25 protein-coding genes are annotated in these 26,794 nt (G+C 57.8%); 9 read left to right on the forward strand and 16 right to left on the reverse strand.

Annotated elements, in window-relative coordinates:
• The first annotated feature begins 79 nt into the window (after positions 1-79).
• On the forward strand, positions 80-562 hold the full coding sequence (locus HMPREF2884_RS00020; RefSeq protein WP_070614745.1) for an acyltransferase: 483 nt from the start codon (positions 80-82) through the stop codon (positions 560-562).
• 1 nt (position 563) lies between these two features.
• Positions 564-1,499 carry a glycosyltransferase family 2 protein gene (locus HMPREF2884_RS00025; RefSeq protein ID WP_070614633.1) on the forward strand — a complete coding sequence of 312 codons (936 nt, stop codon included), beginning with the start codon at positions 564-566 and terminating at the stop codon, positions 1,497-1,499.
• 118 nt (positions 1,500-1,617) lie between these two features.
• Here the strand turns inward: HMPREF2884_RS00025 and HMPREF2884_RS00030 are convergent, their stop codons facing one another.
• From HMPREF2884_RS00030 to rsmI, 7 genes are all read right to left on the reverse strand, one after another.
• Positions 1,618-2,811, reverse strand: a complete 1,194-nt coding sequence (locus tag HMPREF2884_RS00030; protein WP_070614635.1) for a glycosyltransferase — start codon at positions 2,809-2,811, stop codon at positions 1,618-1,620.
• Between the two features lie 77 nt (positions 2,812-2,888).
• Positions 2,889-3,905: a 4-(cytidine 5'-diphospho)-2-C-methyl-D-erythritol kinase gene (locus tag HMPREF2884_RS00035; protein WP_070614636.1), complete on the reverse strand. Its 1,017-nt coding sequence runs from the start codon at positions 3,903-3,905 to the stop codon at positions 2,889-2,891.
• A gap of 68 nt (positions 3,906-3,973) precedes the next feature.
• The gene (gene rsmA, locus HMPREF2884_RS00040; protein ID WP_070614637.1) at positions 3,974-4,846 is read right to left on the reverse strand and encodes a 16S rRNA (adenine(1518)-N(6)/adenine(1519)-N(6))-dimethyltransferase RsmA; all 873 of its coding nucleotides are present in this window, start codon (positions 4,844-4,846) and stop codon (positions 3,974-3,976) included.
• A gap of 456 nt (positions 4,847-5,302) precedes the next feature.
• Entirely contained in the window at positions 5,303-6,124 is an 822-nt protein-coding gene (locus tag HMPREF2884_RS00045; RefSeq protein WP_070614639.1) for a glycosyltransferase family 25 protein, read from the reverse strand.
• A gap of 11 nt (positions 6,125-6,135) precedes the next feature.
• Positions 6,136-6,960 (reverse strand): glycosyltransferase family 25 protein, encoded by an 825-nt coding sequence (locus HMPREF2884_RS00050; RefSeq protein ID WP_236146153.1) that lies wholly within the window; start codon positions 6,958-6,960, stop codon positions 6,136-6,138.
• Positions 6,961-7,234: 274 nt separating this feature from the next.
• Entirely contained in the window at positions 7,235-8,308 is a 1,074-nt protein-coding gene (locus HMPREF2884_RS00055; RefSeq protein ID WP_070614644.1) for a TatD family hydrolase, read from the reverse strand.
• Positions 8,309-8,345: 37 nt separating this feature from the next.
• Positions 8,346-9,275: a 16S rRNA (cytidine(1402)-2'-O)-methyltransferase gene (rsmI, locus tag HMPREF2884_RS00060; protein WP_070614646.1), complete on the reverse strand. Its 930-nt coding sequence runs from the start codon at positions 9,273-9,275 to the stop codon at positions 8,346-8,348.
• Between the two features lie 184 nt (positions 9,276-9,459).
• Between rsmI and HMPREF2884_RS00065 the strand changes: the two genes are divergently transcribed.
• Positions 9,460-11,106, forward strand: a complete 1,647-nt coding sequence (locus HMPREF2884_RS00065) for a dolichyl-phosphate-mannose--protein mannosyltransferase (protein WP_070614648.1) — start codon at positions 9,460-9,462, stop codon at positions 11,104-11,106.
• 120 nt (positions 11,107-11,226) lie between these two features.
• Here HMPREF2884_RS00065 and HMPREF2884_RS00070 read toward each other — a convergent pair whose 3' ends face one another.
• The 3 genes from HMPREF2884_RS00070 to HMPREF2884_RS09485 form a co-directional block, all read right to left on the reverse strand.
• Complete coding sequence (locus HMPREF2884_RS00070) at positions 11,227-12,561, reverse strand: TIGR01906 family membrane protein (RefSeq protein ID WP_070614650.1); 1,335 nt, start codon at positions 12,559-12,561, stop codon at positions 11,227-11,229.
• Between the two features lie 147 nt (positions 12,562-12,708).
• Positions 12,709-12,936 carry a DUF3499 family protein gene (locus HMPREF2884_RS00075; RefSeq protein ID WP_070614652.1) on the reverse strand — a complete coding sequence of 76 codons (228 nt, stop codon included), beginning with the start codon at positions 12,934-12,936 and terminating at the stop codon, positions 12,709-12,711.
• Between the two features lie 20 nt (positions 12,937-12,956).
• Positions 12,957-13,373, reverse strand: coding sequence for a WhiB family transcriptional regulator (locus tag HMPREF2884_RS09485; protein ID WP_070614654.1), 417 nt, complete (start codon positions 13,371-13,373; stop codon positions 12,957-12,959).
• A gap of 663 nt (positions 13,374-14,036) precedes the next feature.
• On the opposite strand from HMPREF2884_RS09485, the gene HMPREF2884_RS00085 reads away from it, so the two are divergent.
• On the forward strand, positions 14,037-14,840 hold the full coding sequence (locus HMPREF2884_RS00085) for a TIGR03089 family protein (RefSeq protein WP_070614657.1): 804 nt from the start codon (positions 14,037-14,039) through the stop codon (positions 14,838-14,840).
• A 107-nt stretch (positions 14,841-14,947) separates the two neighbouring features.
• On the opposite strand, the gene HMPREF2884_RS00090 is transcribed toward HMPREF2884_RS00085, so the two are convergent.
• Positions 14,948-15,565 (reverse strand): GtrA family protein, encoded by a 618-nt coding sequence (locus tag HMPREF2884_RS00090; protein ID WP_070614662.1) that lies wholly within the window; start codon positions 15,563-15,565, stop codon positions 14,948-14,950.
• A 339-nt stretch (positions 15,566-15,904) separates the two neighbouring features.
• On the opposite strand from HMPREF2884_RS00090, the gene HMPREF2884_RS00095 reads away from it, so the two are divergent.
• From HMPREF2884_RS00095 to HMPREF2884_RS00105, 3 genes are all read left to right on the forward strand, one after another.
• On the forward strand, positions 15,905-17,095 hold the full coding sequence (locus HMPREF2884_RS00095) for a 5-(carboxyamino)imidazole ribonucleotide synthase (protein ID WP_070614664.1): 1,191 nt from the start codon (positions 15,905-15,907) through the stop codon (positions 17,093-17,095).
• Between the two features lie 99 nt (positions 17,096-17,194).
• Positions 17,195-17,833 carry a 5-(carboxyamino)imidazole ribonucleotide mutase gene (purE, locus tag HMPREF2884_RS00100; RefSeq protein ID WP_070614666.1) on the forward strand — a complete coding sequence of 213 codons (639 nt, stop codon included), beginning with the start codon at positions 17,195-17,197 and terminating at the stop codon, positions 17,831-17,833.
• A 19-nt stretch (positions 17,834-17,852) separates the two neighbouring features.
• Positions 17,853-18,854 carry a lipid II:glycine glycyltransferase FemX gene (locus HMPREF2884_RS00105; RefSeq protein WP_070614668.1) on the forward strand — a complete coding sequence of 334 codons (1,002 nt, stop codon included), beginning with the start codon at positions 17,853-17,855 and terminating at the stop codon, positions 18,852-18,854.
• A gap of 165 nt (positions 18,855-19,019) precedes the next feature.
• Here the strand turns inward: HMPREF2884_RS00105 and glpX are convergent, their stop codons facing one another.
• Positions 19,020-20,027 (reverse strand): class II fructose-bisphosphatase, encoded by a 1,008-nt coding sequence (gene glpX, locus HMPREF2884_RS00110; protein ID WP_070614670.1) that lies wholly within the window; start codon positions 20,025-20,027, stop codon positions 19,020-19,022.
• Between the two features lie 417 nt (positions 20,028-20,444).
• Here glpX and HMPREF2884_RS00115 point away from each other — a divergent pair, with 417 nt between their 5' ends.
• Together HMPREF2884_RS00115 and HMPREF2884_RS00120 are read left to right on the forward strand one after the other, a co-directional pair.
• Entirely contained in the window at positions 20,445-21,164 is a 720-nt protein-coding gene (locus HMPREF2884_RS00115) for a carbonic anhydrase (RefSeq protein WP_049338718.1), read from the forward strand.
• A gap of 224 nt (positions 21,165-21,388) precedes the next feature.
• Positions 21,389-22,795 (forward strand): class II fumarate hydratase, encoded by a 1,407-nt coding sequence (locus HMPREF2884_RS00120; protein WP_049338717.1) that lies wholly within the window; start codon positions 21,389-21,391, stop codon positions 22,793-22,795.
• A gap of 133 nt (positions 22,796-22,928) precedes the next feature.
• On the opposite strand, the gene HMPREF2884_RS00125 is transcribed toward HMPREF2884_RS00120, so the two are convergent.
• From HMPREF2884_RS00125 to uppS, 4 genes are all read right to left on the reverse strand, one after another.
• Complete coding sequence (locus tag HMPREF2884_RS00125) at positions 22,929-24,200, reverse strand: MFS transporter (protein WP_246827895.1); 1,272 nt, start codon at positions 24,198-24,200, stop codon at positions 22,929-22,931.
• 417 nt (positions 24,201-24,617) lie between these two features.
• Positions 24,618-25,124 carry an NUDIX hydrolase gene (locus HMPREF2884_RS00130; protein ID WP_070614673.1) on the reverse strand — a complete coding sequence of 169 codons (507 nt, stop codon included), beginning with the start codon at positions 25,122-25,124 and terminating at the stop codon, positions 24,618-24,620.
• Between the two features lie 126 nt (positions 25,125-25,250).
• Positions 25,251-25,778 (reverse strand): prepilin peptidase, encoded by a 528-nt coding sequence (locus HMPREF2884_RS00135; RefSeq protein ID WP_070614675.1) that lies wholly within the window; start codon positions 25,776-25,778, stop codon positions 25,251-25,253.
• Between the two features lie 118 nt (positions 25,779-25,896).
• Complete coding sequence (uppS, locus tag HMPREF2884_RS00140) at positions 25,897-26,706, reverse strand: polyprenyl diphosphate synthase (protein WP_005508943.1); 810 nt, start codon at positions 26,704-26,706, stop codon at positions 25,897-25,899.
• Between the last annotated feature and the right edge of the window lie 88 nt (positions 26,707-26,794).

The raw sequence follows: 26,794 nt of genomic DNA on the forward strand, positions 1-26,794 counted from the left end.
CCAACCACACTCAACTCTGAAGAGCCCCTTTAATACTTATAGGGAGCGTTTTTCCCTGCCCACCCTTATGAAGGTATTCATGCTCAACACTCTCAAACAGCTCAAGCACCAGCATTTTCTGGAGCAGAAGACCAAACGCCGCGCGGCACGCATCGAAAAACTCCGCGCCGCCGGCGTCACCATTGGCGACGGCACCTACGTGCATCCCAGCTCCGAAATTCTTCCAGGGGCTCGGATTGGCTCCGGTTGCTGGATTAACCGTGATATCTTTATCGACTGCGCAGTCCAGATGGGCGACCGCGTCTACCTGGGCCCGCGCGTCACCCTATGCACCGCAAGCCACGAGATGGGTCCCTCACGCCAGCGTGCAGGAAAAAATGTTGAGGCTCCTATCGTGATTGGTGACGGTTCCTGGCTCGGCCAGAACGTGTCCGTCATTGCTGGCGTCACCATCGGCGCCGGATGCATGATTGCCGCGGGTGCTGTGGTGGTCTCCGACTGCGAGCCGAATGGCCTGTACGCCGGTGTCCCCGCCCGCCGAGTCAGGGAACTCGGTGAATAACATGAGCGAACAGTACGCGTACGAAGCCTCCGTCGTGATTCCTGTCTACAACGGCGCCGCATTCATTGAAAAGCAGCTACAAGCCCTGGCTGAACAGCAAACTAGCCGCTCTTTCGAGGTGCTGGTCAGCGACAACGGTAGCACTGATAATACCCGCGCACTGGTAGAGAGGTTCAACGCCCCCTACCCGTTGCGTTGGGTAGATTCCAGCAACATTAAGGGCCCCGCTAATGCCCGTAACGTTGGTGCGTTGGAAGCCCGAGGCAAGATTCTTGTCTACTGTGACTCGGACGACTACGTGGAAACCGGATGGTTGGAAGGCCACCTAGCGGTACACGACAGGCACAGCCCCGCGCTCGTTTCGGGAGCTAACCTGCACAATACCAATCCCACTGAGGTGCTCAAAGCCTACGGCGTGCCCCTCGATTCTGACGAGAAGGTCTTAGAGAACAGCTCCCTCGTGGAGACCGAAGACCAGGTACCTCCCTTCGCGGGTTTCCTGCCCTCAATTACCGGTTGCAATTTCTCCGTCCCGCGCGATGTATACATACGTAACGGCGGCATGGATTGTAGCTACATCGCGGGGTCCGAAGAGACTGATTTCTCCTGGCGCGTGAGCCTAAGCGGCGTGCCCTTCTACAAGACCTACGCCTCGCTGGTACGCTACCGTCTTCGCTCCACCCCAAAGCAGATTTTCCGTCAGCAACGTAACTACCAGCACTACCGCATGCTCCTCTGGGCTCGTTTCAAGGACCGGGGTATGACCGGCCCGAGCATCAAGTACTCGGTTATTGCTCTGGCGAAGTCCCTACCGCTGCTACTCTTCCCTGCTACTCGTTTGGTGGGTGCACGAGAAGCCGGTGCAAACCTAGGCGCTCTCAAGGGGATGCTCCAATACCGTTTCCATGCGGTCCCGGAACGTCAGCTCATGGGATAATAACGTATCTTTCGATGCACCTCTAATGGTTAGCCTGCAGAGGATATAGAAGAATGCCGGTTCTAGAGTAAATCTAGAACCGGCATTCTTCTATATAAGCATTCCTCGGTGCTTACAGCTAACGGTGGATAGAGCCAAAAACCTTCTCCCAACACTGAACAATATATTCGGGAGAGAAAATAGAGGACTTCTCAACGCACAAAGCAGATTTTTTAGCTCTCAATTCATCATCACCTATAGCCAGGCGTAGCTGCTTCGTCAGCGCCTCAACGCTACGTTCTTCAGCGAGATAGCCGAATTCAGGCAAATAGTCCAACAATAGATAGCTGGAGGGGTAAGAAACCAAAGGCGTACCAACGCGCATGCCCTCTTGCAAAGACATGGGGCCACCCTCAAAATCAGAGGCACAAATGGTCAATGATGCTTCAGCATAGGCTTCAAGCACCTGCTCGGAGCTCAGGGGTCCACCCACCACGATACGCTCGGCGAGGGCAGGTTCAAGGGTCTCGAGAAGTTCATGCATCTGACGCTCAGTCTCGTCATTTCCGCTGCCGTTGAGCTTCAAAGTCCATTCAGGGAACTCCGGCGCACACGCAATGAAGCTCTCCAGAATGCGCATGAGACCCTTCTCAGCCCCATAGCGGCCAATATACTGAATAACTGGCTTCTTCTGCTGAGCTATGCCCATAATCTTCTGCTGAATCTCAGGGGTGATATAAACGTTAGGGTTAAAGACAGCGTCAACCGGGCGGTTCAGCCATTCAGCAAAGAGGCGCGCGTCTCCTTCAGAAAGCGCGATGAAGGAGTCGTAGTAGCGCCCAATATCCTTAAGGGTCTTTTCACGAGTTGTGCGGTGAAAGCTGTCGAAAGCGCTGTGGAATTCGTAGAGATACCCGATCCCCTGCTTCCGCCCCTGTCGCGCATAGTCCACCAGATACTCAGCAATGTCGGTCATCGAGGTCAGAACAACGGTATCTTTGCCCAGCGACTGCAGGTAACGGCGGGTGCGCACTGCGTTATAGCGGTCCCACAGGACGGTAAATGCCTTCTTAGCCGCCAGCACGGCACCCAGCGGTCCGGGGTTGTTGTACACCAGCTTATTATGGGTGGTCTTCGAGACAAGCGAACCGGCGCGGATCACAAAATCCGGGGTCACAGCGTCAGGGTTATCTCCCGTATTGTCGTAGAGCGCCAGATAGCTAACGTTGTACCCGGCTTCTTTAAAGGCCCTGCCCAGGATCCTGTTAACGGTCGTAATACCGCCAAGAAGGCTAAAACGGTCCTGGGCGATAACAATATTTTTAACCTTCATAAGATTCTCCCTTTCCGCCAGAGAATAATAGAAGTCAGTGAGTGATAAATCGTTATCTAGTGTGACAGATATATGAGCTACGCACTAGTAACTTCGGCAGCTACGGCGTGGTGGCCCTCAACACGGAGAGAGGTAGCGAGAGCCTCTGCTCGTGCTTGAGAAGAGGCCAGTAGCAGCACGGTCGGACCGGAGCCAGACACCAGAGATGCGTGCACTGCCCCGTCATTGCGCAGGGCCAGGGTTTCAGCCAGCTGCGGGGCGCACGAGAGCGCGGGTGCCTGCAGGTCGTTACGCAACAGGGCCGCTAGGGAGGCGAGCGCCGCCTCCGAACCGTCATAAGAGTTCAGGGCTTCCAGAAGCTCTAGGGGTTCCACCAGCTCGCCGGAGGCGGGATACTCACCGGCGGCACGGCCCGCGTCCAGCTGCTTGAATACGCTGGGGGTGGAGAGGCCAAACTGCGCGGCAACAATCACCAGGTGCAGAGGTTCCCGAGGCGCCGCAATATTCTGCAGCTCGGTACCGGTCCCCTGCCCCAGTGCGAGGGCCTGCCCGAGCGCGGCACGCACGCTAAAGGGAATATCGGCGCCCAGTTGCGCGGCAAGACGTTCATAATCCGTCTGGGTCAGGAGCGCACCGGTGCGGCCGGTTGCGTGCAGATAGCGGTCCGTAGCAATGAGGGCGGCAGCCGCGTCCGCTGAACCGCCCGCCATGCCACCGGCCACGGGTACAGCCTTCGCAATGTGCAGGTGCAGCGCCGGCGTGGATTCAACGCCGTGCCCAGAAATACCGTGTTCGGCAAGAATCAGCTCGGCGGCACGGTATACGAGGTTCCGCTCGTCCATCGGCACGTCGGCGGGATCGAACTGGCCAGCCTGCATCTGCTGATCCACCAGGGAACCGGGCACAATATCCATGCTCAGGCTCAGGCCCTGAGTCTGCCCTTCAGAGACGGTGACGGTCTCGGTCAGAGAAACCGCAGCAAAAAGCGTGGTCAGCGGATGGTAGCCGTCCGGGCGAACGTCCCCCACAGCAAGGTACAGGTTTACCTTTCCGGGGGCATCAACCGAAATAGCAGTCTGGGAGGCGGTACTCATCAGCGCATACACCTTTCGCGCGGAAACTCGCTTAAGAACATCAATGAAAAATTCGGTGCAGGAGGAAACTACTCTGCGGCAGGCTCAGCCGGGACGGTCAGCGAAGCCTCCGCGATACGGATAAAGCCGTGGATGTCCAGCTTCTCACCGCGCTCGGTCGGGGCGATACCGGCAGCCACCAAAATCTGCTCCGCACGCGCACCCGAGCCCGCCCAGGAGCTCAACGCAGCGCGCAGGGTCTTACGGCGCTGGGCGAAGGCCGCATCGATAATCGTGAACACCAGGTCACGGTCCACGGTTGAGAGAGGCTCCTCGCGCATGCGGAAGCCCACCAAACCGGAGTTAATCTTCGGGGCCGGCCAGAACACATTCTTGCCGATAACACCCGCCTTGTACACCTCGGCGTACCAATTGGCCTTGACCGAGGGAACACCGTAAATCTTCGAACCCGGAGTCGCCGAAAGACGGTCGGCAACCTCGTCCTGAACCATCACCAGCGCGTGACGGATGCTCGGGAACTGCCCGAACAGGTGCAGGAGCACCGGCACCGCCACGTTGTAGGGCAGGTTCGCTACCAGGGCGGCCGGGGTGCGGGGAAGCTCGGTCACCTTCAGCGCATCCATCAGCACCACATCGATATCACCCGCCTTCTCGGGACGGAACTTCTCAATGGTGTGCGGGAGTTGCCGAGCCAGCGGCGGATCGATCTCCACCGCGACCATGTCCTTCGCCGCGTCCAGAATACCGAGGGTCAACGAGCCCAGACCCGGGCCGACCTCCAGCACCGTCTCCTCAGATGAAATCTCCGCGGCATTGACAATACGACGAATCGTATTGGGGTCAATCACAAAGTTCTGCCCAAGAGTCTTCGTGGGTCGAATGTCGAGGCTCTCAGCGAGCTCGCGAATCTCGGCCGGTCCGAGCAGGGGCAGATTGTTCACAGTATTCCTTCGGTTAGGTGGAGGGTGCTACCTTCCAGGTTACCGTGCCAGGCGGTGCTTCACATCTTCAACGGTAGACAACCAAGCGGTCTTAGCTATGGCCGTACGTACCTTCAGAGCCAGCAGGACACGCGGGAAATCAACGATATTGTTCGTCTATAGACCTTAGACGGCGTTTCAATATGGCGAATATTTGAGGTCGGTGATGAGGCGCGGGATTATTCCCAGCCGCGCAGATTGGGCTACGCGTAGCGCACATCCGCGCCCAATGCTGAATACAACATGCACCAATCTCAGATGTTCCAAGAATAAGACGCCATATGTTGCAGCTCTACTGGTGCCTAACAAACGAGTACCCCCTCCCTATCGTGTGTGCGATAGGGAGGGGGTAAAAGTCAGGCAGAAGCCCCACATATCAATTTTTATGTGATAGCAGTAGCCCATTCCGTCTCTGGGTTACCGTCCCAGGTGCCGCTTCAAATCCTCAAAAGTTGCCTCCAGGACATTCTTTGCATTCTGCAAACGCTTCCTCGGCGCCAGGGCGATGCGCAACCGGTCGATAAAACCGGTACCATACTGCGTGCTCTTGAGACTTTCTAAGTGACGAACGCCAGAAGTTTGAATGAGGCTAGTACCTTCCCAACCGCACAGGCCGGGCTGCACCAAATATACGTCTACTCCCCATTCTCGGTAGAGAGAATAATCATCAGCAACAACGCCGGGAACCGTCTCGCCATAACATTCTACGAGTCGTTCAGCTCCAGAGCGCGAAAGAAGATACAAGGCAGCACCGTACAGAGGCTTTGAACCATAGGTACGACCCATACGGTACTTGCCGTACACAAAAGGAGCAAGCAACGAAAGACGGGGATAATCAACCTGCGGGTTCAACTTGCCAGCTTCAGAAGCGTAGATATCGCCCAGATTAACCATCTGCACGTGAGGATACTTTTCGATAATCCTCTCCACTACAGGCTGCAGGTCAGGGGAAATGAGGACATCGTCCTCTGCTAGCAAAGCCCAGTCGGCATCTGAAGCGAGGAAGTCCTTCCACATGTGGTAGTGGCTCAAAGCGCAACCCTTTTCGGAAGGCCTCGGCTCTTTACCGTAACGAGTCAAGAACAGCTTGCTATCGAATTGTGCATCAGTGAGGTAATCATCACGGTTATCCACCGCAGAATAACGCTGGAAATCTTGAGCAGGTGCCCCCACCGAGAAGAAAGAATCAAACCGGTTAGCGCCGTCCAGTCCCAGAACGTATTTCAGAATTTTTGCCATGAATTTCCCCTTTACTCCGCCTTACCCAGGCGGTGCTTCACCTCATCAAAAGTGGCTTCCAGAGCATTCTTAGCATTTGTAATACGCTTCTTGGGCGCCAAAGCAATACGCAAACGGTCAAGAGGGCCAGTACCGTGTTGGAGACTATTCACCTTATCCAGATGACGCTTACCAGATTCCAGAATAACGCTACTACCCTCCCAGCCGCACAGACCAGGCTGCACAAAACGCACATCCACGCCCCACTGCTGGTACAGCTTATAGTCATCAGCCACAGTACCCGGAACCTTACTCTCGAATTGCTTGAGCAACAGCTCAGCACCCGATCGGGAAATCAGATACAGGCCAGTACAAACCAAAGGCCAGCTACCGTACGGCTTACCCATACGGTACTTGCCGTATACGAAGGGAGACAACAACGACAAGCGAATATACTCCACGTGCGGATTCAATTTGCCAGCGTCATTCGCAAAAGAATCACAAAGGTTCACCAGTTGTACCTGCGGATACTTCGTGATAATTGCGTTCACCACCGCCTCAGCGTCAGGAGAAATAAGGATGTCGTCTTCAGCAATCAGCGCCCAATCAGCGTCACTAGCGACGAAGTCACGCCACATCTTCACGTGGCTGAGCATACACCCCTTCTCAGCGGGGTTAGGGTCACAATGCCAACGACTACGGAAAAACTCTACGTCAAACTCTTCATCGGTGACGTGGTTATCGCGGTTGTCCACCGCGGAGTAACGGACAAACCCCTGTGCGGGAGCGCCCACAGAATAGAACGAGTCAAAACGGTTAGCACCATCCAGGCCCAGAACATATTTAGTAATTCTCATCAAAAGAATTCTCCGATTTCATGATGACGTCGCATGGGGAGCACATAGTGCTTAGAGGGGAACCCGGACATGGCACATGTCGTGCAAACGTCAGGTGGTTGGGGTATCTCTATCTACGACTTCCGGAAGAGAATATTTATTATGAGAGTGAATAATATGAAACTATCACAGAAACATGCACATTCGCTAATAAAAAGATAATGCACAATTGCAACTGTCATAGAACATCGTACTGAAAAATACACTCGCCTCATAACCTAGCAGACTAATCAGCCTACCACTGACCGTACACACGCTCCGAATTTTCGCGAATGCGGCGGCACAACGCCTCCAGCTCCTCACCGCGGTGAGCCGCCATAAAACGCACTGTGTAATTTGTCATATAAGACGCATTCGGGCGACCACGGAACGGATGCGGGGTCAAGAACGGCGCATCCGTCTCAGCCAGAATCAACTCGGGACGAGCCATCGCCAGCGATTCCTGAATACCCTTCGAGTTCTTGAAGGTAACCGTACCCGAAAAGCTCATGTACCAGCCGCGCTCGTTACAGATTGTGGCCAGCTCGGGCCCACCCGAGTAGCAGTGGAACACGGTACGTTCCGGCGCACCCTCTTCATCCAGGATCCGCACAACGTCCTCGTGCGCGTCACGGTCGTGAATCTGCAGCGCCAGGTTATGCTTCTTTGCCAGACGGATGTGCTCGCGGAAGCTGTAGTGCTGTGCTTCCTTACCCTCACCTCCGGTGCGGAAGTAGTCCAGGCCGGTCTCACCGATGGCGCGCACGCGGTCGGCGGTGGCAAGCTCGTCGAGGGTGGCGATCGCCGCCTCCAACTGTCCGGCTGCAGCCAGCTCGGGGGCGGTGTTGGGGTGAATCGCAATAGCGGCGAGGACACGCTCATCAGCCTGCGCGGCGGCGACCGCGTATAGGGAGGAGGGGATATCGCATCCGACCTGCACGATGGCGCCGATGCCGAGTTTCTCACCGGCATCGAGTGCATCGCGGGCGCTGATTTCTACTTCGCCGTCGAGCAGGTCCATGTGGGTGTGGTTATCCACAATCGGGTACGGTAGCGGCTCGGGGGCGGGCGGGAAGACCAGGTTGCGGCTACGGCCGTTCTCGCCGGTGGTGGAGCGGCGGCGGGTTCCTTCTCCGCCTTCGGCGTCGCTGATGCCGGTGTAAAGTTCCGCCTTATAGGGTGCGGGTACTTCACCGGGCACCGGCTCCCAGCCGTTAGGCAGGGTGGTTGCCTGGAGTGCCGCGGGGGTGGGCAGGGTGTAGTTCGCCAGGGCGGCGAGGGAGTTCAGATACTCCTGGGTGATTTCAGGACCGGGGTGGCTCTGACACATTGATAAATCCTCGGGATAAAACTGCGGGTGTTTTGGGTTATTCGGAGCGGGCAGCCAGGGCTGCCTCGTACAGGTCACGCTTGGAGGTGCCGGTCTCGGCAGCGACCGCGGCGCAGGCGCTCTTGAGGCGCTCGCCGCCCGCTACACGGTCGAGAACCAGCTGCACGACGTCCTGCGCTTCGGGAGTTTCGGGGGCCTGCGCGCCCTCAACAATAATGACGATTTCGCCTCGGACGCGTTCAGACTCAGCCCATTCGGCAAGCTCAGCCAGGGTACCGCGTCGAACCTCTTCGTGAAGCTTAGTTAGCTCACGGCTGACCGTTCCGCGGCGGTCAGCGCCGAAGATCTGCACGAAGTCTGCCAGGGTTGCGGCGGTGCGGTGCGGGGATTCGTAGAAAATCATGGTGCGCTCCTCTCCCGCCAGCGAGGCGAGGCGGCGCGAACGCTCGGAGCCCTTGCGGGCGAGGAAACCCTCAAAGGTAAATCGTCCGGTGGGCAGACCCGAGAGCGCGAGCGCGGTCAGTGCAGCGGAGGGGCCGGGCACCACGGTGACGGGCAGGTCGGCTTCCGCGACGGCTGCGGCGGCAACGTAGCCGGGGTCGGAGATGGTGGGCATGCCCGCATCCGAGAGCAACAGCACGCGCTGACCTTCCTGCACCGCCTGCACGATGGTTGCGCTACGTTCTTCTTCGTTATGGTCGTGGTTGACGATGACGCGACCGCGAGTGCGCACGCCAAGCCCGGAGGCGAGGGTTCGTAGCTTGCGGGTGTCTTCAACGGCGATGAGGTCTGCGGTGGCAAGAGCCGAGCGCAGTCGGTCGGAGGCGTCAGCCAGGTTGCCGATGGGGGTGCCGCCGAGGATGAGCACACCGCCTTCTTCGGAGGTGACAGCGACGTCAGCCTGGGGTGCCTCGACCGTTTCTGAGGGGTCGACGATCTCTTCGGTGTATTCTGCGGGTGCGGTCATGGCAGGCCTCGTGTCTGTGTCTGGTCTTCGTGTACCCACTAAGTGTAACGCCCGCACTCTGTCCGGCGCCGGGTGATCTTGCCGGGCGGGGCGCTGCGTCAGGCGCAGGTTCAGGGTGCTTCATATAAGCCGTTCACGGGCTGAAATGGTGCATCGTGCGTTCTGACCCTTTAGGATTGATGGGGTGAAGATACCTAAGCTACTTTCTCCCGCATCTGCCGCTCCGGTTGGTCCGGCCGATTTGACCCGTTCTTCGTCTGAACGCGGTCGTTACGGCCTCGATTCTCTGCTGGATGCGCTCGCTGTTGCCTATATTCGTGCCCCGCGTTGGGGTTGGTTGGCGCCTGCATTGATTGTGCTGGTTGCCGGCATTCTGCGTTTTTATAATTTGGCGCATCCGAATGCCATTGTTTTTGATGAGACGTACTACGCCAAGGACGCCTACTCGTATGTGCATTATGGCTATGAGTTGAGCTGGTCGAAGGACGCTAATGCTTCCTTTGCGGCGGGTCACCCGTCGGGTCTGTTGACGGATTCGCCAGAGTATGTGGTGCATCCACCGTTGGGTAAGTGGATGATTGCCGCGGGCATGGCGATTTTTGGTGATAATAATCCCTTTGGTTGGCGTGTTTCTGCTGCGGTGATTGGCACCCTGTCGGTGGCGTTGATTGCCTATGTTGGCTGGTTGCTGTTCCGTTCGATGACGGTGGCGACTATTGCGGCGTTGCTGGCTGCTGTGGATGGTCTGATGCTGGTGGAGTCTCGTTTGGCTCTGCTGGATATTTTCCAGATGTTCTGGATTCTCGCGACTTTTGTGTGTCTGGTGCTTGACCGTATTCAGGCGCGGCGCGTGTTGGCGCGCAATATTGCGGAGGCGGCACGCCAGAATAGCGGTGTGCTTCCGCCGATGCCGTGGGGCCCGAGCATGGGTCTGCGCCTGTGGCGTTTCGCTGCCGGTGTGTGTGCCGGTGCCGCGGTGGGTGTGAAGTGGAATTCGCTGTTCTTTATTGCGGCGATGGGTCTGCTGACGGTGTTCTGGGATATTAATGCTCGCCGTATTGTTGGCCTGGACAAGTGGGGTTTGACGGCGCTGGTGCGTGACGGCATCCCCGCGTTCTTCCAGATGATTGGTGTGGGTCTGCTGGTGTATCTGAGCACTTGGGCGGGCTGGTTCCAGTCGTCGAATGCGTATTTCCGCCGTTGGGCTGTTGAGAACCCGGGCAAGGGCGTCATGTGGCTTCCTGAGGATCTGCGTTCCTTGTGGGAGTATCATGTGTCGGCGTTTAAGTTCCATTCTGGTTTGAGCAGCCCGCACACGTATGCTTCGCAGGCGTGGCAGTGGCTGGTTTTGGGTCGCCCGACCTCGTACTACTATGAGTCGCCGAAGCTGGGTTCTTCGGGTTGTACCGTGAAGTCCTGTTCCGAGGCTATTTTGAATATCGGTAACCCGGCGATTTGGTGGGCGTTTATTCCGGCGATTATTGTGGCGCTTCTGGTCCTGCTGTTGAAGCGTGATTGGCGTTTTGGTGCGCTGCTAGTTGTGTTCGGTGCGGGCTATTTCCCGTGGTTTATGTACCCGACCCGCACGATGTTCTACTTCTACGCTCTGTCCTTTGAGCCGTTCCTGATCCTGCTGTTGGCGGGTGTTTTGGGTCTGGCGCTGTCGGGTGCTCGCGGTTCGGTGTTGCGTGCCCGTTTGGGCGTGACGCTGGTGGCGATTTACCTGGTGGGTGTGCTCATGTTGAGTGCGTACTTTATGCCGCTGTGGACTGCTCAGGTGATTCCGTATGAGCAGTGGTATTCGCACATGTGGTTTAAGTCCTGGATTTAGGGCTCGAGCGATACGAGCTTGGGTATAGCGAAGGGGGCTGGGTTCTACCGTGTGGTAGAGCCCAGCCCCCTTTGTTGTGCCCTTTCCGCGCTGGTTTGCACGGTGAAGCGGCTGATGATTTTAGTTCTCGCCGACTCGTGCGGAGGCGAGCTTGACGCGCAGTTCCTGGCGTTCCTGGCGGCGGCGTTCTGCCTTGAGCTTGCGGTACTTGGTGGGCCAGGTGGTCACGAGCAGGAGGATAATCTGCGCTGCTACGAGGACCGCTACGGCGATTGCCGCGTCGATCCAGAATTGCGGCGGGTAGAGGCGGATCAGGGAGCTTCGTATGGAGAATTCCCAGTTGCCCTGCGGGAAGAACACCTGGTGGAAGGTAGTGAACAGCCATTCCCAACCGAAGACGCCCACGACACCGAGCACCGCAATGAGTCCCAGGGTAATCCATGCGCCGGCAAAGAGGCTACGGCGGATGGTGCCGGGGGCGCGCTCGCGCAGGGAGATGCTGCTAAAGAGCGTCAGCAGGAAGAGTGCGGCAACGGCTACGGTGGCGATGAGCAGTACCCATTTCACGTCGTGCATGTGGTTCACTTCTGCTTCTGTGAAGGCGAGGGTGTTGTCGGCACCGGTGGTGACTCGGGCGAGGTATTCGCGCGGCGCGAAGTTGTTGATGTAGTCCACGCCGTAGGAGCCCAGGCGCATCCTCTCGACGAGGTAGTAGCCGTAGCTGTCTTCGGGGAATCCGGGGCGGTGGTATTCGAGCCAGAGGAAGGGCGCGGAGGCTACAGCGCGGATTGCGATCATGAGTACGGTCAGCGGTACGGTGAGCGCGATGAGGGTTGCGCGGAGCTTGAGGAAGCGCGGGGTGTCTTCCACGGCGTCTTCGCGGGCTGCGGCGCGTTCTGCAGCTTCGGGCGAGGCAGCCAGGGAAGATAGCGGTGCGTTGGGGTCCGCGACCGCGTGGGTGTGACCGGTGCGGGTGGTTTCGGTGCGGTACTTGCGTCCGGCGGTGGAGGCGCTTGCCGCCTCCACGGTAGCGACGGTTTCTGCTTCAGCCGCATTTTCGGCTTCTGCTGCTGCAGCTGCTTCTGCTTCGGCTGCCCTCTGCATGGTTTCGCGGTTGAGGTCGCTGAGGGTCGGATTTTTGGGGGTGCTCTGCGAGTCACGCACGAGGGGCACGAAGCCGGTGGAGACGTTGGTGCGGGTGCGTACGCGGGTACCGACACCCTGTTCGCGGAGTTTGCTGCGTGCGGGGACGACGGGTACGGAACCGGTAGGCAGGTCGGGTTCTTCGGCGACGGTGGGTACGTCTGCTACGATGCGTCCGAAGGCTCCGGTGTGCGGTGCCGGTTCGCTGGTCACGGTCTCTGCTCGGCGAGCTTTGAGGAGTTCTTCGGCGCTATTTCGACGGATGGCCGGGCGCAGTGCGCCCCACATTCCTCGGTGTGTTTCTTTGCTCATGGATCTCGCGTTCTTTTCGAGTGAATGGTGTTTGAGTGAGTTGCGGGTGTCTGTACTATCTGCCAGTTTCTCATACGCAAAGAACCTTCCGCATGAATTCACGGAAGGTTCTTTGCATTCGGGTGTTTAAATTCTTGGGTTCGAATTCTAGGATTCGGTGGTGTCCGAACCCTGGACGGGTACCTTGTAGACCACTCGCCAACCCTGCGGTGCCGTCAGCCGTGCAGCGTGATCATCGCAGAGGTCGTAGGCGTGGGGCTCACGAAATTCAGAGAGAGCGCCAATGATGGCCGTGGAGTCTGCGTAGGAGTACTGGAGAGTAACAGTCGCCTCTCGCTGGCAGGTCTGGCGGGAGCACAGTCGTGCGGTCTGCATGTGGGTGGTACCTTCCTGGCTTAGTTCGCCTGCTTACGCAGTCGGCGGCGTTCACGTTCTGACAGGCCGCCCCAGATTCCGAAGCGCTCGTCATTGTCCATTGCATATTGTAGACATTCTTCGCGCACGGGGCATACACCGCATACCCTTTTGGCGTCTCGGGTGGAGCCACCTTTCTCGGGGAAGAAGGCTTCGGGGTCGGTTTGGGCGCAGAGCGCTTCAGCTTGCCAGGCGAGTTCTCCGTCTTCGCCTTCGGTTCCGTAGAGTCCTGCCGCTGCGGTCCATACGTCGGTGCAGGCAGGAGCGTTTCGTTCTGCGTCTGCTAGAAAGGCGTCGGCGGCTTTTTCGAGGGATTGAGTGGGATTCATGCTACGGTGCTGAGCGCCTGATGCGCGCGCGGCCGCGATGGAGCGGTCCGATGCAATGTAGGAGCCCATGGGTTTTCCTTCCGTGTTCTCATTGTGAGCTTAATGAGTCTGCGGATCCGTCGTGGACGGAATCTTAGTGTGTATGGTGTGGCATGGTTTGCTCTGGCCTCTACGGTCCCCCAAAGCAAACGTGCTTATATATCTATTAGACGTGCGACACGCCGATTCGTCAAACTAGACTTAAACAATATTTAGATGTATGTGTTGCGGGCGTCATATTTAATGTAAATTTGACCTTTATACATTTTTACGCCTGCCACCCCTCCTTGCTTGCAACCAAGGGCTACCTCAAGTTTTCCACTCCTCATATTGGCACCCACTAGGGCGGTAGCCCACAGAAAATCCGCATTCTGACCGCAAATATAGATCCCCGGTTTAGGTGTCCACACCACCTCTGCAGAAACAAAGAAGATAATTAGATGAAAAAAGTTTATCTTTTCTCACCATGCAGTTTCTGAATATTTTTTCGGGGCATTGCGAAGCATTTACATTTCAAATTCATATTTATGCCATATTTCAAATGCACTTTAGATCTGTCAAATATTTTCAGGTATTAGGTTTTTACAAGCCCCTTAGGAGCTTTTGCTTTACGCCTGTATCTTTAGCCCAGTGTTTCGCGTCCTTCCCAATGCCCTCAACCAGCGACGTTAGAGGTGCTGTAGAGTGAAACACATGGTTACTCTCTCCCCCGCCGGCGCATCCATGCCCACAACTCTGAATCGCTTCTTTGAGAAGCTCAGCAGCCTGCAGACCCCCGCCCTCATCTGGTACTCGGCAAACGGCGAGCGCATCGAGCTCTCCGGCAGGGTCCTCATGAATTGGGTTGATAAGAGCGCAAACCTGCTGGTTGAAGAATGCGAGCTGGAGCCCGGTGAGGGTTTTGATCTGCAGGCACCCCTGCACTGGCGCACTATTGTTCTGGGCTTAGCGGCGTTGCGCGTGGGCGCTCTGCTACAGCGGGATGAGCCGCTGGTTGCTGCGGTCTGCTCCGAGCAGGAGGCGGGCTATACGAATGACCCCGCGTACCTTTTGGCGGTTGACCGTGCACCGCTGGCTCTTTCTTACGCCGGCGATCTGCAGTCGCTGGCTCCGCACGCCGAGGAGGTGCTCGATTACTGCGCTCTGGTGCGTAGCTTTGGCGACCAGTACTCGGGTCTACTTCCCGATGATTCGGTAGAAATCATTGAGGGTTTCAGCTACGCGGAAGCCTACGAGCAGGCTCTCACGCAGGCACAGGCCTATCGTACGGCGGGCTATACGCTACCTTCGGGGCAGCGTGCGCTCGCTTTGGAGTTGAGCCCCGACTACGGTTTTGATGCCTCGGAGGCGACCTTGAGCACCCTGTTGGAGGTTCTGGCGATTTTGCTCTCCGGCCATGCGGTGTTTGTGGCTGACCCGAACGTCAACTGGCAGGGTGAGCAGCTTGCATCCCTGATGGCGTCCGAGCGTGCGGCGGAGATTCCCCGCGGCGAGTGATTCTTCCAAGTTTCCTGGATTTTAAAAAACTTATCCCCCGATACGCGCCGTATCGGGGGATAAGTTTTTAGAACACGTCTTAGCTGATGGTCGGTGTTAGGCGGGGTCTAGGAGTTCTGCGAACCGGGCTTCGCCTGCGACTCGGGTGCGGTTGCTTCAGAGGTAGCCTTACGTGCTACAGGCTCTTCGCCGTCGAGAATGGCGGCAGCTTCGTCAAACATGCGGCCGAGCTCTTCGTGGTCGGTGCCTTCACCTTCGTCAACCTTCTGGCGGTGCGAACCATACACCCAGAAGCGGTAGAGGAAGTAGCGAAGAATGGTGCCCAGAATGGTACCGATGATTGTACCGGAGATGAAGGACGCCTCGGGGGTGCGCAGGTTCAGCACGTAGGTACTGAATGCCACACAGCCTGCCTCAACGAGGATGCCGAGCAGGTTCACCAGGCCAAATTCGATGGCTTCGCGCTTCCAGTTTTCGGAGCGGGAGTCGCGGAAGGTCCACAGGCGGTTCATGAGCCACGAGAAGATGGTTGCAACGATACTTGCAATAATCTTCGCCTTGGTGTGAGCCTCCGACATGACGGTTATCATCAGCACCCACACCGTCACAGAGTTCACGATGAAGGCGGCGCCGCCCACGGTACCGAATTTGAGAACCTCAATACCGTAGCTGTCCCAGAGGGATTTCAAGCGTTCGGTGAGGGTCGGTTTCGTCTGTGCGCTCATGCGGGACCTATCTAGAGGAGTTCAGGGGAAAGAGCTGGCACTGTTACGGCGGGTGTCATTCATGCCGCCACTATGGAGTGCGTCAGCCTCTTTTACAAGCTCTTATATGTTATTACAGTCCCGGTTGGTTGTTTGTACCTTTGAGAGTTTTTCCACGGACCTCCCAGCTAACGAGACATTCCCTTTCATCTCACGTTGACTGGGCAGAAGGCAGGTTTTTACGATTTCTTCCGGCTTTTACGCCCAAATATTGGGCTCTGCCGCCCAGCTAAACCCATTCTGTGACCTTAATGTGGTCTTGCTCCCATAAGCACTCTGAAACCGGTACACTTAGGTGCTGTGACTTACCCTGTGACTGGACCCGTAATTGGCGTCATCGGCGGAGGCCAGCTGGCCCGCATGATGGCTCCCGCAGCAACTAACCTTGGCCTGAACCTGCAGATTCTCGCGGAGGCGCCCACCGTCGGCGCCGTGGCAGCGGTACGTACCGCCCCCGTCGGGGACTACAAAGATCTGGACACCCTCCGCGAATTTGCTCGCGGCAAGGATGTCATCACTTTCGACCATGAGCATGTGCCCACCGAATTTCTGCGCACCCTCATGGCGGAGGGTGTGAATGTTCAGCCCCGTCCCGAAGCTCTCCAGTACGCTCAGGACAAGCTCCTGATGCGCGCCGCTATTGAGCGTCTGGGCCTGCCGAACCCCCGCTGGGCTAAGGTTTCTACCCTGGACGAACTACTCGCCTTCGGCGATGAAATCGGCTGGCCCGTGGTGCTGAAGACCCCGCGCGGCGGCTACGACGGCAAGGGCGTACTCGTTCTGGATTCCCCCGAGGAGGCTCGCGAGCGCAGCGCCGAATGGTTCGAGCAGCTGCCTTCCCGCACCGATTTCTCCGCTCTACTTGCCGAGGAGAAAGTACCCTTCACCCGTGAGCTCTCCGCTCTAGTGGCTCGCCGTGAAAGCGGCGAGGTGCGCCCCTGGCCGGTCGTTGAGACGATTCAGGTGAACTCCATCTGTGATGAGGTTATTGCACCCGCACAGGACCTGGACCCCGAGATCGCTGAGGCTGCCGCAGCCGCTGCGGTGACCATTGCCTCCGAGCTGGGCGTGACCGGTGTAATGGCAGCTGAGCTTTTCGAGGTGCCCGGCTCCCCCGCCGGCTTCTACATCAACGAGCTGGCGATGCGCCCGCACAACACCGGCCACTGGACTCAGGACGGCTCGGTGACCAGCCAGTTCGAGCAGCACCTGCGTGCGGTACTCGACCTTCCGCTGGGTGATACCTCCGTGCTCGAGGGTGTTGCCGTGATGAAGAACTACCTGGGCGGCGAGAACGAAGATATTTTCGGCGTCTACCCGCTGGCGCTTTCGGCTGAACCACGCGCAAAGATCCACTTCTACGGCAAGGAGACTCGTCCGGGCCGCAAGATTGGTCACGTGAATATTTCTGGCACGGTGGCTGAGCTTGAGGCGCTGCGCCATAGCGCTGCGAATGCTGCCTCCATTTTGCGTGACGGCCGCCCCCTGTAGCCCCTGTTTTAGCCGGTGCGTGGGGTGAGAGCATCCTGCGTATCCGACGCACCCTATTGATGGTGGTTCGCCACCGCATCCTGAAAGGATATGAGGATTATGTCTCAGTCTCCCTATAATTCTTCCCAGCCCATTGTTGGCATTGTGATGGGTTCGGATTCGGATTGGTCGGTCATGGAGGCCGCAGCCGAGGTTCTGGACGAGTTCGGCATCCCTTACGAGGCTGATGTTGTTTCTGCACACCGCATGCCCGAGGACATGATTGAGTACGGCAAGAAGGCTCACAGCCGCGGTATTCGCGTGATTATTGCCGGTGCCGGCGGCGCCGCTCATCTGCCCGGTATGCTCGCTTCCGTCACCGCTCTGCCTGTGATTGGTGTTCCGGTGCGTCTGAAGAACCTCGAGGGCATGGACTCGCTGCTGTCGATTGTTCAGATGCCCGCCGGTGTTCCGGTAGCTACCGTCTCCATTAACGGTGCTCGCAATGCGGGTCTGCTGGCTCTGCGTATTCTGGGTTCGGGCACCGATGCGTTTGCTCAGCAGGTTCACGCTGATTTGCGTCAGTTCTCTCAGAATCTGCGCCAGACCGCAATGGACAAGGGAGCCGCTCTGCGCACCCGAGTTGCCGAGGCCAAGTCCAAGGCAGCGGCCGAGCGTGAGGCTGAGGAGAGCTCCTCCGCACCCCGCCCCACTCCTGCACCCGAAGCTTCGTCGGAGCCCCAGGCTTACGTTCCCTAAGCTCGGATACACTAGAAGTATGAGCAATATTCTTCAGTCCGATATTTGGGCACGTTTTCAGGAATCTAATGGTCACACCGTAATTCGTAAGAGCGGTAACGGCTGGTCGTACCTTGCGACCGTTGAGGGCGGTGCTACCGGCCGCTACTTGTACAGCCCGTACGGACCGGTTGCTTCGAGCGCTGTGGCCTTCGACGAGGCTCTTGCCTCGTTGAAGGAAGAGGCCGCGAAGCTTCGTTGTCTGTTTGTGCGTATTGAGCCTACTGAGTCCGCCATCTGGGGCGATCAGGATGCTGCGGCGTTCCTGGCTCGTCGCGGTGCGGTTCTGGCTCCTCGCCAGGTGCAGCCTTCGCACACGCAGATTATTGACCTCTCGGGCACCGAGGATGAGATCATCAAGGGAATGATTTCCGGTTATCGTACTCGTCATCGTAATATCCACAAGAAGGGCGTGACCGTTGAGGTGTCGACCAATCCCTCGGATATGTCGATTCTCTTCGGCTTCCTCGAGGAGACCGCGGAGCGTAACGGCTTCAACCGTCAGCACGACGACTACCTGATGCAGGCGGCTCGCGTGCTGATGCCCGCCGGTGCGGCGTCGCTCTACATTGCGAAGCTGGCGGGCGAGAACGGCGAGAGCGCCCCGATTGCGGCGGCGTTCGTGTACGATTCGGACGATACCCGCACCTACGCGCACGCGGCGGCATCCTTCGAGCACCGCACCCTTAGTGCCGGTGTTGTGGTGATGACGAACTTAATCCTGGACGCTAAGCGTAAGGGCCTGAAGTACGTTGACCTCTTCGGCATCGCGCCGGAGGATCAGCCGGATCACGAGTGGGCCGGTTTCACGAAGTTCAAGAAGTCCTTCGGCGGCGAGTCCGTGGAGTACCCGGGTACCTGGGATATTCCGGTGTCCTCGCTGGGTTACCGCGCCTACACCCTGGCGTATAAGGCACGCCCGGCAGTTCGCGATGCGGTGTCGAAGGCGAAGGCGAAGGTTCAGTCTTTTCGCTCTCGCTAACGGGTTCAGGTGCACCCTTACCGGGGAGCACTCTGAGAACTAAAAGCTAAATACATGAGGGAGCCGCCCCCACCGAGTTCTTCGGTGGGGGCGGCTCCTGCGCGTATGTATGTGCAATGTTCGAGGAGTCTTAGCGCGGCTCCTCAGCCCTTGCGGGGGCGAAGATTACTGATCTTCGGGGCTGTTGGTCTGTGCGAGGATTTCGCGCAGGCGGGAGAGGCGGTGCTCAGCCTCGACGGTACGGACGGTACCGGAGGAGGAACGCATGACCAGCGACTGGGTGGTCACGGTGTTCTTGCCGTAGCGAACGCCGCGCAGCAACTTGCCGTCGGTGATACCGGTTGCGGCGAAGAAGCAGTTATCGCTGGTGACCAGGTCGTTGGTGGTCAGCACACGGTCCAAATCGTGGCCGGCTTCCAGTGCCTTTTCGCGCTCTGCGTCATCGGTCGGTGCCAGGCGGCCCTGGATGACGCCACCGGTTGCCTTGATAGCGCAGGCTGCGACAACGCCTTCGGGAGTGCCGCCGGTGCCGAGCATCAGGTCCACACCAGTGTTCTCACGGCAGGCTGCGATAGCACCTGCAACGTCACCGTCGAGGATGATGCGGGTACGAGCACCTGCCTCGCGGATTTCCTGAATCAGCTTGGCGTGGCGGGGGCGGTCCAGCACGCAAACGGTTAGCTCGCTGACTTTCTTGCCCTTTGCCTTAGCAACCAGGTGCAGGTTCTGCTTGACGGGCAGGCGCAGGTCGACGAATTCTGCAGCTTCGGGGCCGGTGACCAGCTTCTCCATGTAGAACACTGCGGAGGGGTCGAACATGGTGCCGCCGTCTGCCACAGCAATCACGGAGAGGGCGTTGTTCATACCCAGAGCGGTCAGGCGGGTGCCGTCGATGGGGTCCACTGCCACGTCGAGGGAGGGACCGGAGCCGTCGCCGACGTTCTCGCCGTTGTACAGCATGGGGGCCTGGTCCTTTTCGCCTTCACCAATGACGACGGTGCCGTTGAAGCTGACGGTGGAGAGGCGGTAACGCATTGCGTCTACGGCTGCACCATCTGCGAGGTTCTTTTCGCCTGCGCCGACCCAGGGGCCTGCAGCAATTGCTGCTGCTTCAGTCGCGCGGACCAGTTCCATTGCGAGGTTGCGATCGCCGTGGTTGTTGTTCGTAGTCATAGACTCACCTTCGAGATTTCTGAATACACCGTCGGCTGGCTGGTTCTTTCCAGCACGAAGTCGCCGACGCAGTAGTGCTCCTTTCAGGATAGCGCGCGGGCGCTTCGTTTTTCTTGTTCTGAACGAGTTTGCGTGCGTGTTGACTTTAAGGTGAGCAGATGCGGCAAATCTGTGAGGGCTGCGTCTCTCTTCGGCGCTTCATACGCTCTGAGGCACTGATTTTGGGTGTTGTGAAGGCGCGCCAAACTAGCTATTTTTCGCATATTTAAGGCATATTTGAGGTAGGTTCTTTCTCCGGGAGGCTCCCGGCGAGAAACTCAGCTTCAGCGCGAGCGCCTGAAGCCCCACATACCCGTTCGCAGATTCGCTGCCTCCGACGGCATGCGTTATCTGTACTTGTCCGCTAAGGAGCATCACATGGCTGGCATCCAACCGACTCCCGCAGAAGCATGGAAGCGTCTGAAGGACGGTAACCGCCGTTTTGTTGAGGGCAGCAACGAGCACCCCAACCAGGACACGATTCGCCGTACCGACCTGGCATCGGGTCAGTTCCCGTTCGCCTCGATTTTCGGTTGCGGTGACTCTCGCCTCGCGGCAGAGATTATTTTTGATCTGGGCCTGGGCGACGCGTTCGTGGTGCGTACCGCCGGCCACGTCCTGGAGAATGCCGCGCTCGGTTCGTTGGAGTACGCGGTTGATGAGTTTGAGACCCCCATTGTGATGGTTCTCGGTCACGACTCCTGCGGTGCTGTGACTGCGGCCAGCAAGTCCTTGGAGTCCGGTGAGATGCCGCACGGCTTCATCCGTAACCTGGTGCAGCACATCCTGCCTTCGGTGATGTCCCCGAAGCTGCCGGAGAACCCGGTCGTTAACGACATGGTGCGTGAGCACACCCGCCAGACCGCCATCCGCATTATTGAGCAGTCCCACATCATTTCGGATGCGGTGGTTGAGGGCAAGGTCGCCGTGATTGGTGTCTTCTACCATCTGAAGGAAGGTAAGGCGGAGCTGGTGTTCAGCTCGCAGGACCTGACCCTGCCGGAGGAGAAGAACGACGCGCAGAACCCGCCGACTCAGGCGCTTCCGGTGGTCGTGAAGACTCCCCCGCGCGTTGTGGTTGCGGAGAACCTGGACTAGGTTTCCTCTTCTCCGCTCATTACGAGCCTTAGCGCGAGAACCCACATGCTCGCACTTAACAACAGATTTTTCTATGGGATACCCCCGCCACGGTAGCGTGTTCGCACATCTACCGGGGCGGGGTTTTTACGTGCCTTCTCACGCCTCAAAATTTATGAGCGTTTTTCCTCTTTTGACACCTTTTCGAGGCGACGTAAGCCACTTTGAACGCCTATGCTAGAGGTATGGCTGAAAACATTGAATACCGCATTGAACATGACACCATGGGCGAAGTTCGCGTTCCGGCTGATGCACTTTACCGTGCACAGACCCAGCGCGCAGTCGAGAACTTCCCGATTTCGGGTCAGACCCTCGAATCCGCCCATATTCGTGCGCTTGCCCTCGTGAAGAAGGCAGCCGCGACCGCCAATGAGGAACTCAAGGTGCTCGACGCTGAGCGCGCCCAGGCTATCCGCGATGCAGCGGATCTGGTAGCAACCGGTAAGTACGACGCCCACTTCCCCATTGACGTCTTCCAGACCGGTTCCGGTACCTCCTCGAACATGAACGCGAACGAGGTTCTGGCAACCCTGGCAACCCGTTCCCTGGAGTCCAAGGGCATTGAGGTTCACCCCAACGACCACGTGAACGCTTCCCAGTCCTCCAACGACGTCTTCCCCACCTCCGTGCACGTTGCTGTGACCGAGGCTCTGGTGAAGGACCTGATTCCCGCTCTCGAGGTGCTCGCTGAGTCTCTGGAGCGCAAGTCTGCAGAGTTCAAGGACGTTGTGAAGTCCGGTCGTACCCACCTGATGGACGCAACCCCCATCACCCTGGGCCAGGAGTTCTCCGGCTACGCCGCAACTGTGCGTTACGGCATTGAGCGTGTGAACGCTTCCCTGCCCCGCGTGGCTGAGGTTCCCCTGGGCGGTACCGCTGTGGGTACCGGCATTAACACCCCGGACGGCTTCTCCGCTCGCGTGATTGAGCTGCTCGCTGAGGAGACCGGCCTGCCCCTGACCGAGGCTCGTAACCACTTCGAGGCTCAGGCTAACCGTGACGGCCTGATTGAGGTTTCCGGTCAGTTGCGCACCCTGGCGTACGGCCTGATGAAGATCAGCAACGACATCCGCTGGATGGGTTCGGGCCCGAACACCGGCCTGGGCGAGCTGCACATCCCCGATCTGCAGCCCGGCTCCTCGATTATGCCCGGTAAGGTCAACCCCGTGATTTGTGAGGCTACCATTATGGTTGCCGCTCAGGTCATCGGTAACGACGCAACCATTGCTCTGTCTTCCACTAACGGCGCGTTTGAGCTGAACGTGGGTATCCCGGTGATGGCTGCTAACCTGCTGCAGTCGATCCGCCTGCTCGCTAACGTTTCTCGCGTTTCGGCTGAGAAGATGATTGACGGTCTGACCGCTAATGTTGACCGTTGCCGCTTCCTGGCTGAGGCTTCGCCGTCGACCGTGACCCCGCTGAACAAGCTGATTGGTTACGAGGCTGCTGCGAAGATCGCTAAGTACTCGGTGGCTCACAAGGTGACTGTCCGTGAGGCAGTTGTGGCTCTGGGTTACGTGGAGCGCGGCGAAGTGACTGAGGAGCAGCTGGATGCAGCTCTGGACGTCACCAAGATGCTGGGCAACTTCTAATCTCACCCCGCCTGAACCTCGCCTGAGGTTCGCGGCTTAACCATAGAGGGAGGGGCGACTCGCCATGACGGCGGGTCGCCCCTCCCTCTGTATGTGTTCTCTGCCCCGTCATTGAGTTGGTAGCGGGTTCTCACTATTGTTCAACAATATTGAACACTTTGAACTGTTTATAGTGGACCAGCGTGTAGATGAGGCAGAGTACAGCCGGGATACTGACGACAAGCGCAGCATTGAAGGAGCCGAGATGGTCAAGCATCAGTGCTACCGCGCCCATGGAGTACAGCGTTCCTAGCCCAAACACGGCACCGTCAAGGGAGCTGGCACGCCCCAGTAGCTCATTCGGTGTAATGCAGTCACGCAGATTGTTGGAGAAGATGAAAGCTGATGCCCATCCTACGTCCAGAATGAAGAGCAGGGCGCCGAGCACTACAGGGTTATTGCTGATGGTGACGAGCGGTATTCCCAGCAGGGATACGACATTGGCGACCAGCAGCATTCCTCGTGTGTTCTCGAAAGAGAGGAAACGATCGATGATGAGCGCCGCGACGATACCACCGATACCGCTGCAGGCCATAATCATGCCTACCACTGAGGCTTCAAAAGTGAGCTCCTCATACAGGCGGTAAATAATGATGAGTGAATACGATGCCGTAGCTGCCGCCAAGAAGAACGTGTAGACAAGGATAAGTCTCTGCGGGGCGCCGGAGAACATGTATTGGATACCGTCAAACATGCGGTGAATAAATCCACGTTGTGCGGTTTCGCGTTGCTCAGTTTTAGTTTCCATCTCTACGGATGGCAACGTTGCGTATGAAATAGTTGCCGCTCCGAAAAGGAGCACCGGGACGATAAGACCGACCGTTGCACCCGCGACAAGAACAATAAATCCTGCCGTAGGGGGCGCAACGATTGCGGATATTCCCTCGCAAATTTCACGACGTGCGTTATACGAAAGAAGGTTTTCTCGTCCGAGAAGCTGCGGAATATATCCTGCTTCTGAGGCAGCAGCCAGCTCGGAGAAGACACCGCTCACAAATCCTAGTGCGGCGATGGCGAACCATGACAGCATATGCTGCTCAATCATCAACGCCAAGGTAAGGATGCTGAGGATGTTTACTGCCCCGGCAATCACAATCATAGGTTTTCGAGGCAGACTATCCGATAGGGTTGCTAGTGGATATGCCAAGGCGATATTGGGGATTTGCATGGCTACCGCCATTACGCCAGCCAGCCCAATTTCGCCTGTACTAGCGAGAATCGCAATGGGTAGGGCGAAGGAATATATTCCTGTACCTACCAGAGAGCCAATAAGGGCTACGTAGATTCTCCAGGGTATTTTATGTGTTGTCATGCTTTGCTCCTTCCAGGACGCATCAAAATAGCGCCCAAGAATTGCGATGAACACAATGAGCCTAGTTCACAGAAAAATGGCATGCCTTAAAGATTTATAGGCAGAGTAAAAGGAAAGCGACTACGCTCACCAGAACATCACGTGAACGAATCTTTCTCGGGTTACTGACTAATACGGGGCCGTCACTCCCAATGTAACCCGTGTCATATATAAAGCATCTCATGTACACCACTCATAGCTCGATACGCAGGCACAACTTAAGGTAAAAAAGACAAAAACAAAATAAAACCACGGCAACATTTAGGCTTCCAGTCCCCCACTCCCACAGAAAAGCAGGAAGAACCACCCAATAACATGTAACAAACTGTCATAAAAATACTGGGAGGGGCGACTCGCCATGACAGCGGGTCGCCCCTCCTTCTGTATATACACGCCTCAATCAGCGGCTTTTACTCAGTCCCAGTAGCCGGCCTAGAGCTCTTCCGGCGGCACCGACTCCAAACCAAAACGGCAGTGGCCGTCATAGTTCAGCGCCGCATCAATACGGTCCAGCATCCGCTCCGAAAGCAACGCACGCTCCGCCGGGTCAGACACATCCACCCAACGCACCTGCGAAGACTCCTCATCGTTCACCTTCGCCTCACCAGAAACCCAACGGCACAGGAACGTATGATCCAAGAACTGGCAGCGATCACCATTACCGAACTGCATCGGTGGGTCAGCCTTCACCTGCGCCAACTCCAGCACCTCAATCTGCACGTTCGCCTCCTCCTGCGCCTCACGCAGGCAGGTCAGTGCGGGGCTCTCCCCCGGGTCCACAATGCCCGTAATCGGGGTCCACGCCCCGTTATCGCTACGGCGCACCAGCAGCACCTTAGAATCCTGCTCACGGTATACCACAGCCGTCGCACCGGACAGCCACAGGTAATCCGATCCAATCTGCTCACGCAGCTTACGGATATAGGGAGGAGTAGGCATAACATCAACCTTTCAAAAGCCCCGGCAAATCTACCGGGAATAGGTGCTAGAGAGCAGAGCAAACAGCCGCGAGCCGCACACAGAACAAGCCCGCCACTTAGCCGGACGGTCACCCTACTTCGAAATCTACCACAGAGAATACGCCGGAGCAGCCAACGCCACCAGCGCACCCAGAAGCATAAACGGACCGAACGCAATACGGGTGCTACCGCGCGCCTTCGTGAACAGCACCAGAGCCAAAGACACCAGACCACCAGCAAGGAACGTCACCAGCGATGCCCATCCCAGATTCGCCCAGGACAGGTACCCGAGCACGCCACCCAGAATGCCGGCAAGCTTCACATCCCCGCGGCCCAGCGCGCCAAAGGACAGGATACGCAGAAGCAGGTAGCAGAACCACAGCGCCAGACCGGCACCAATCACACGCCAAATATCGGCGGGGCGACCGGCAAAAAGCAAAGACACAGGCAGTGCCGTATAGGTGGCAATAGCCAACGGAATCAGGATGCGGTGCGGCAGACGGTGCTCCCGCACATCAATACGCCACAGCCGCAGGGCGCACCACAGGAAATACAGCAGGTAGCTGCCGAGCACCAGAGCGGCAATAACGGAGACGCCTCCAGCGTTGTAGAGGCGGGAAAGCTCAGCGAGCATAGAACGTCCATTCTGTATTGCTGGAGGCTGTACTACCGGAGACTGCTAGCCGGGAACCATCTAGCAAGGAACCAGCCAGCCGAGAAACATGCACCGATGGCGCTAGGGCATCCAAGTTCTAGGAACCGAAGCGGCGGGAACGATTCGCGTAATCCCGCAGGGCACGCAGAAAATCAACGCGCGTGAAATCCGGCCACAGGGCACGGCAGAAGTAAAACTCAGAATACGCGCTCTGCCAGGTCATGAAACCGGACAGGCGCTGCTCACCCGAAGTGCGAATCAGCAGGTCCGGGTCAGGCATATCGGCGGTGTACAAGTGCGAAGAAATATCCTCCACGCTCAGCTGTTCGGCAAGCGAGTCCAAGGATGCGCCCTCAGCGGCGGCCTCACGCAGAACCGAGCGGACCGCGTCCACAATCTCCTGGCGACCGCCATAACCGACCGCAATGTTCACGCGAACACCGGGCAGGTGCGCCGTCTGTTCAATCGCCCAGTCCAGGCGCTCGTGCAGCTGGCGAGGAATCAGGTCAATATTGCCGATGGCACGCACCGGGCCGCAGGCGGACTCCACCAGGCGCACCAGGAACGCATCAATCACAGCGACCAGACCGGTCAGTTCCTTCTCGGGGCGCTTCAGATTCTCAGTGGAAAGCATGTACAGGCTCACCTGCGGAATCGACAGCTCCGTACACCAGGCCAGAAAATCAATAATTCGCTCCGCACCGGCGGCGTGGCCCTCACGGGTGCTCAAGCCGCGCTGAGCCGCCCAGCGACGGTTACCGTCCACCAGCACTCCAATATGTGCCGGCAGGGATTCGGGGCTCAGCGAGCGCGCCAGAGCCTGCTCATAGACGGTAGGCTCAGTGACAGTGCCGGGGTTGCTGGCGTGGCCGTGCACAGTAATCACGGGCAGGGCGTTGGCGCTCATAGCTCATACCTCATTCGGCTGTCGTGGCAGATAATTCAGCGGGCTCATAACGAAAGAGTCCAAGCTCTTATTCTACGCCGCCGCGCCG

Source organism: Rothia sp. HMSC073B08, assembly GCF_001812975.1.
GTDB lineage: Bacteria > Actinomycetota > Actinomycetes > Actinomycetales > Micrococcaceae > Rothia > Rothia mucilaginosa.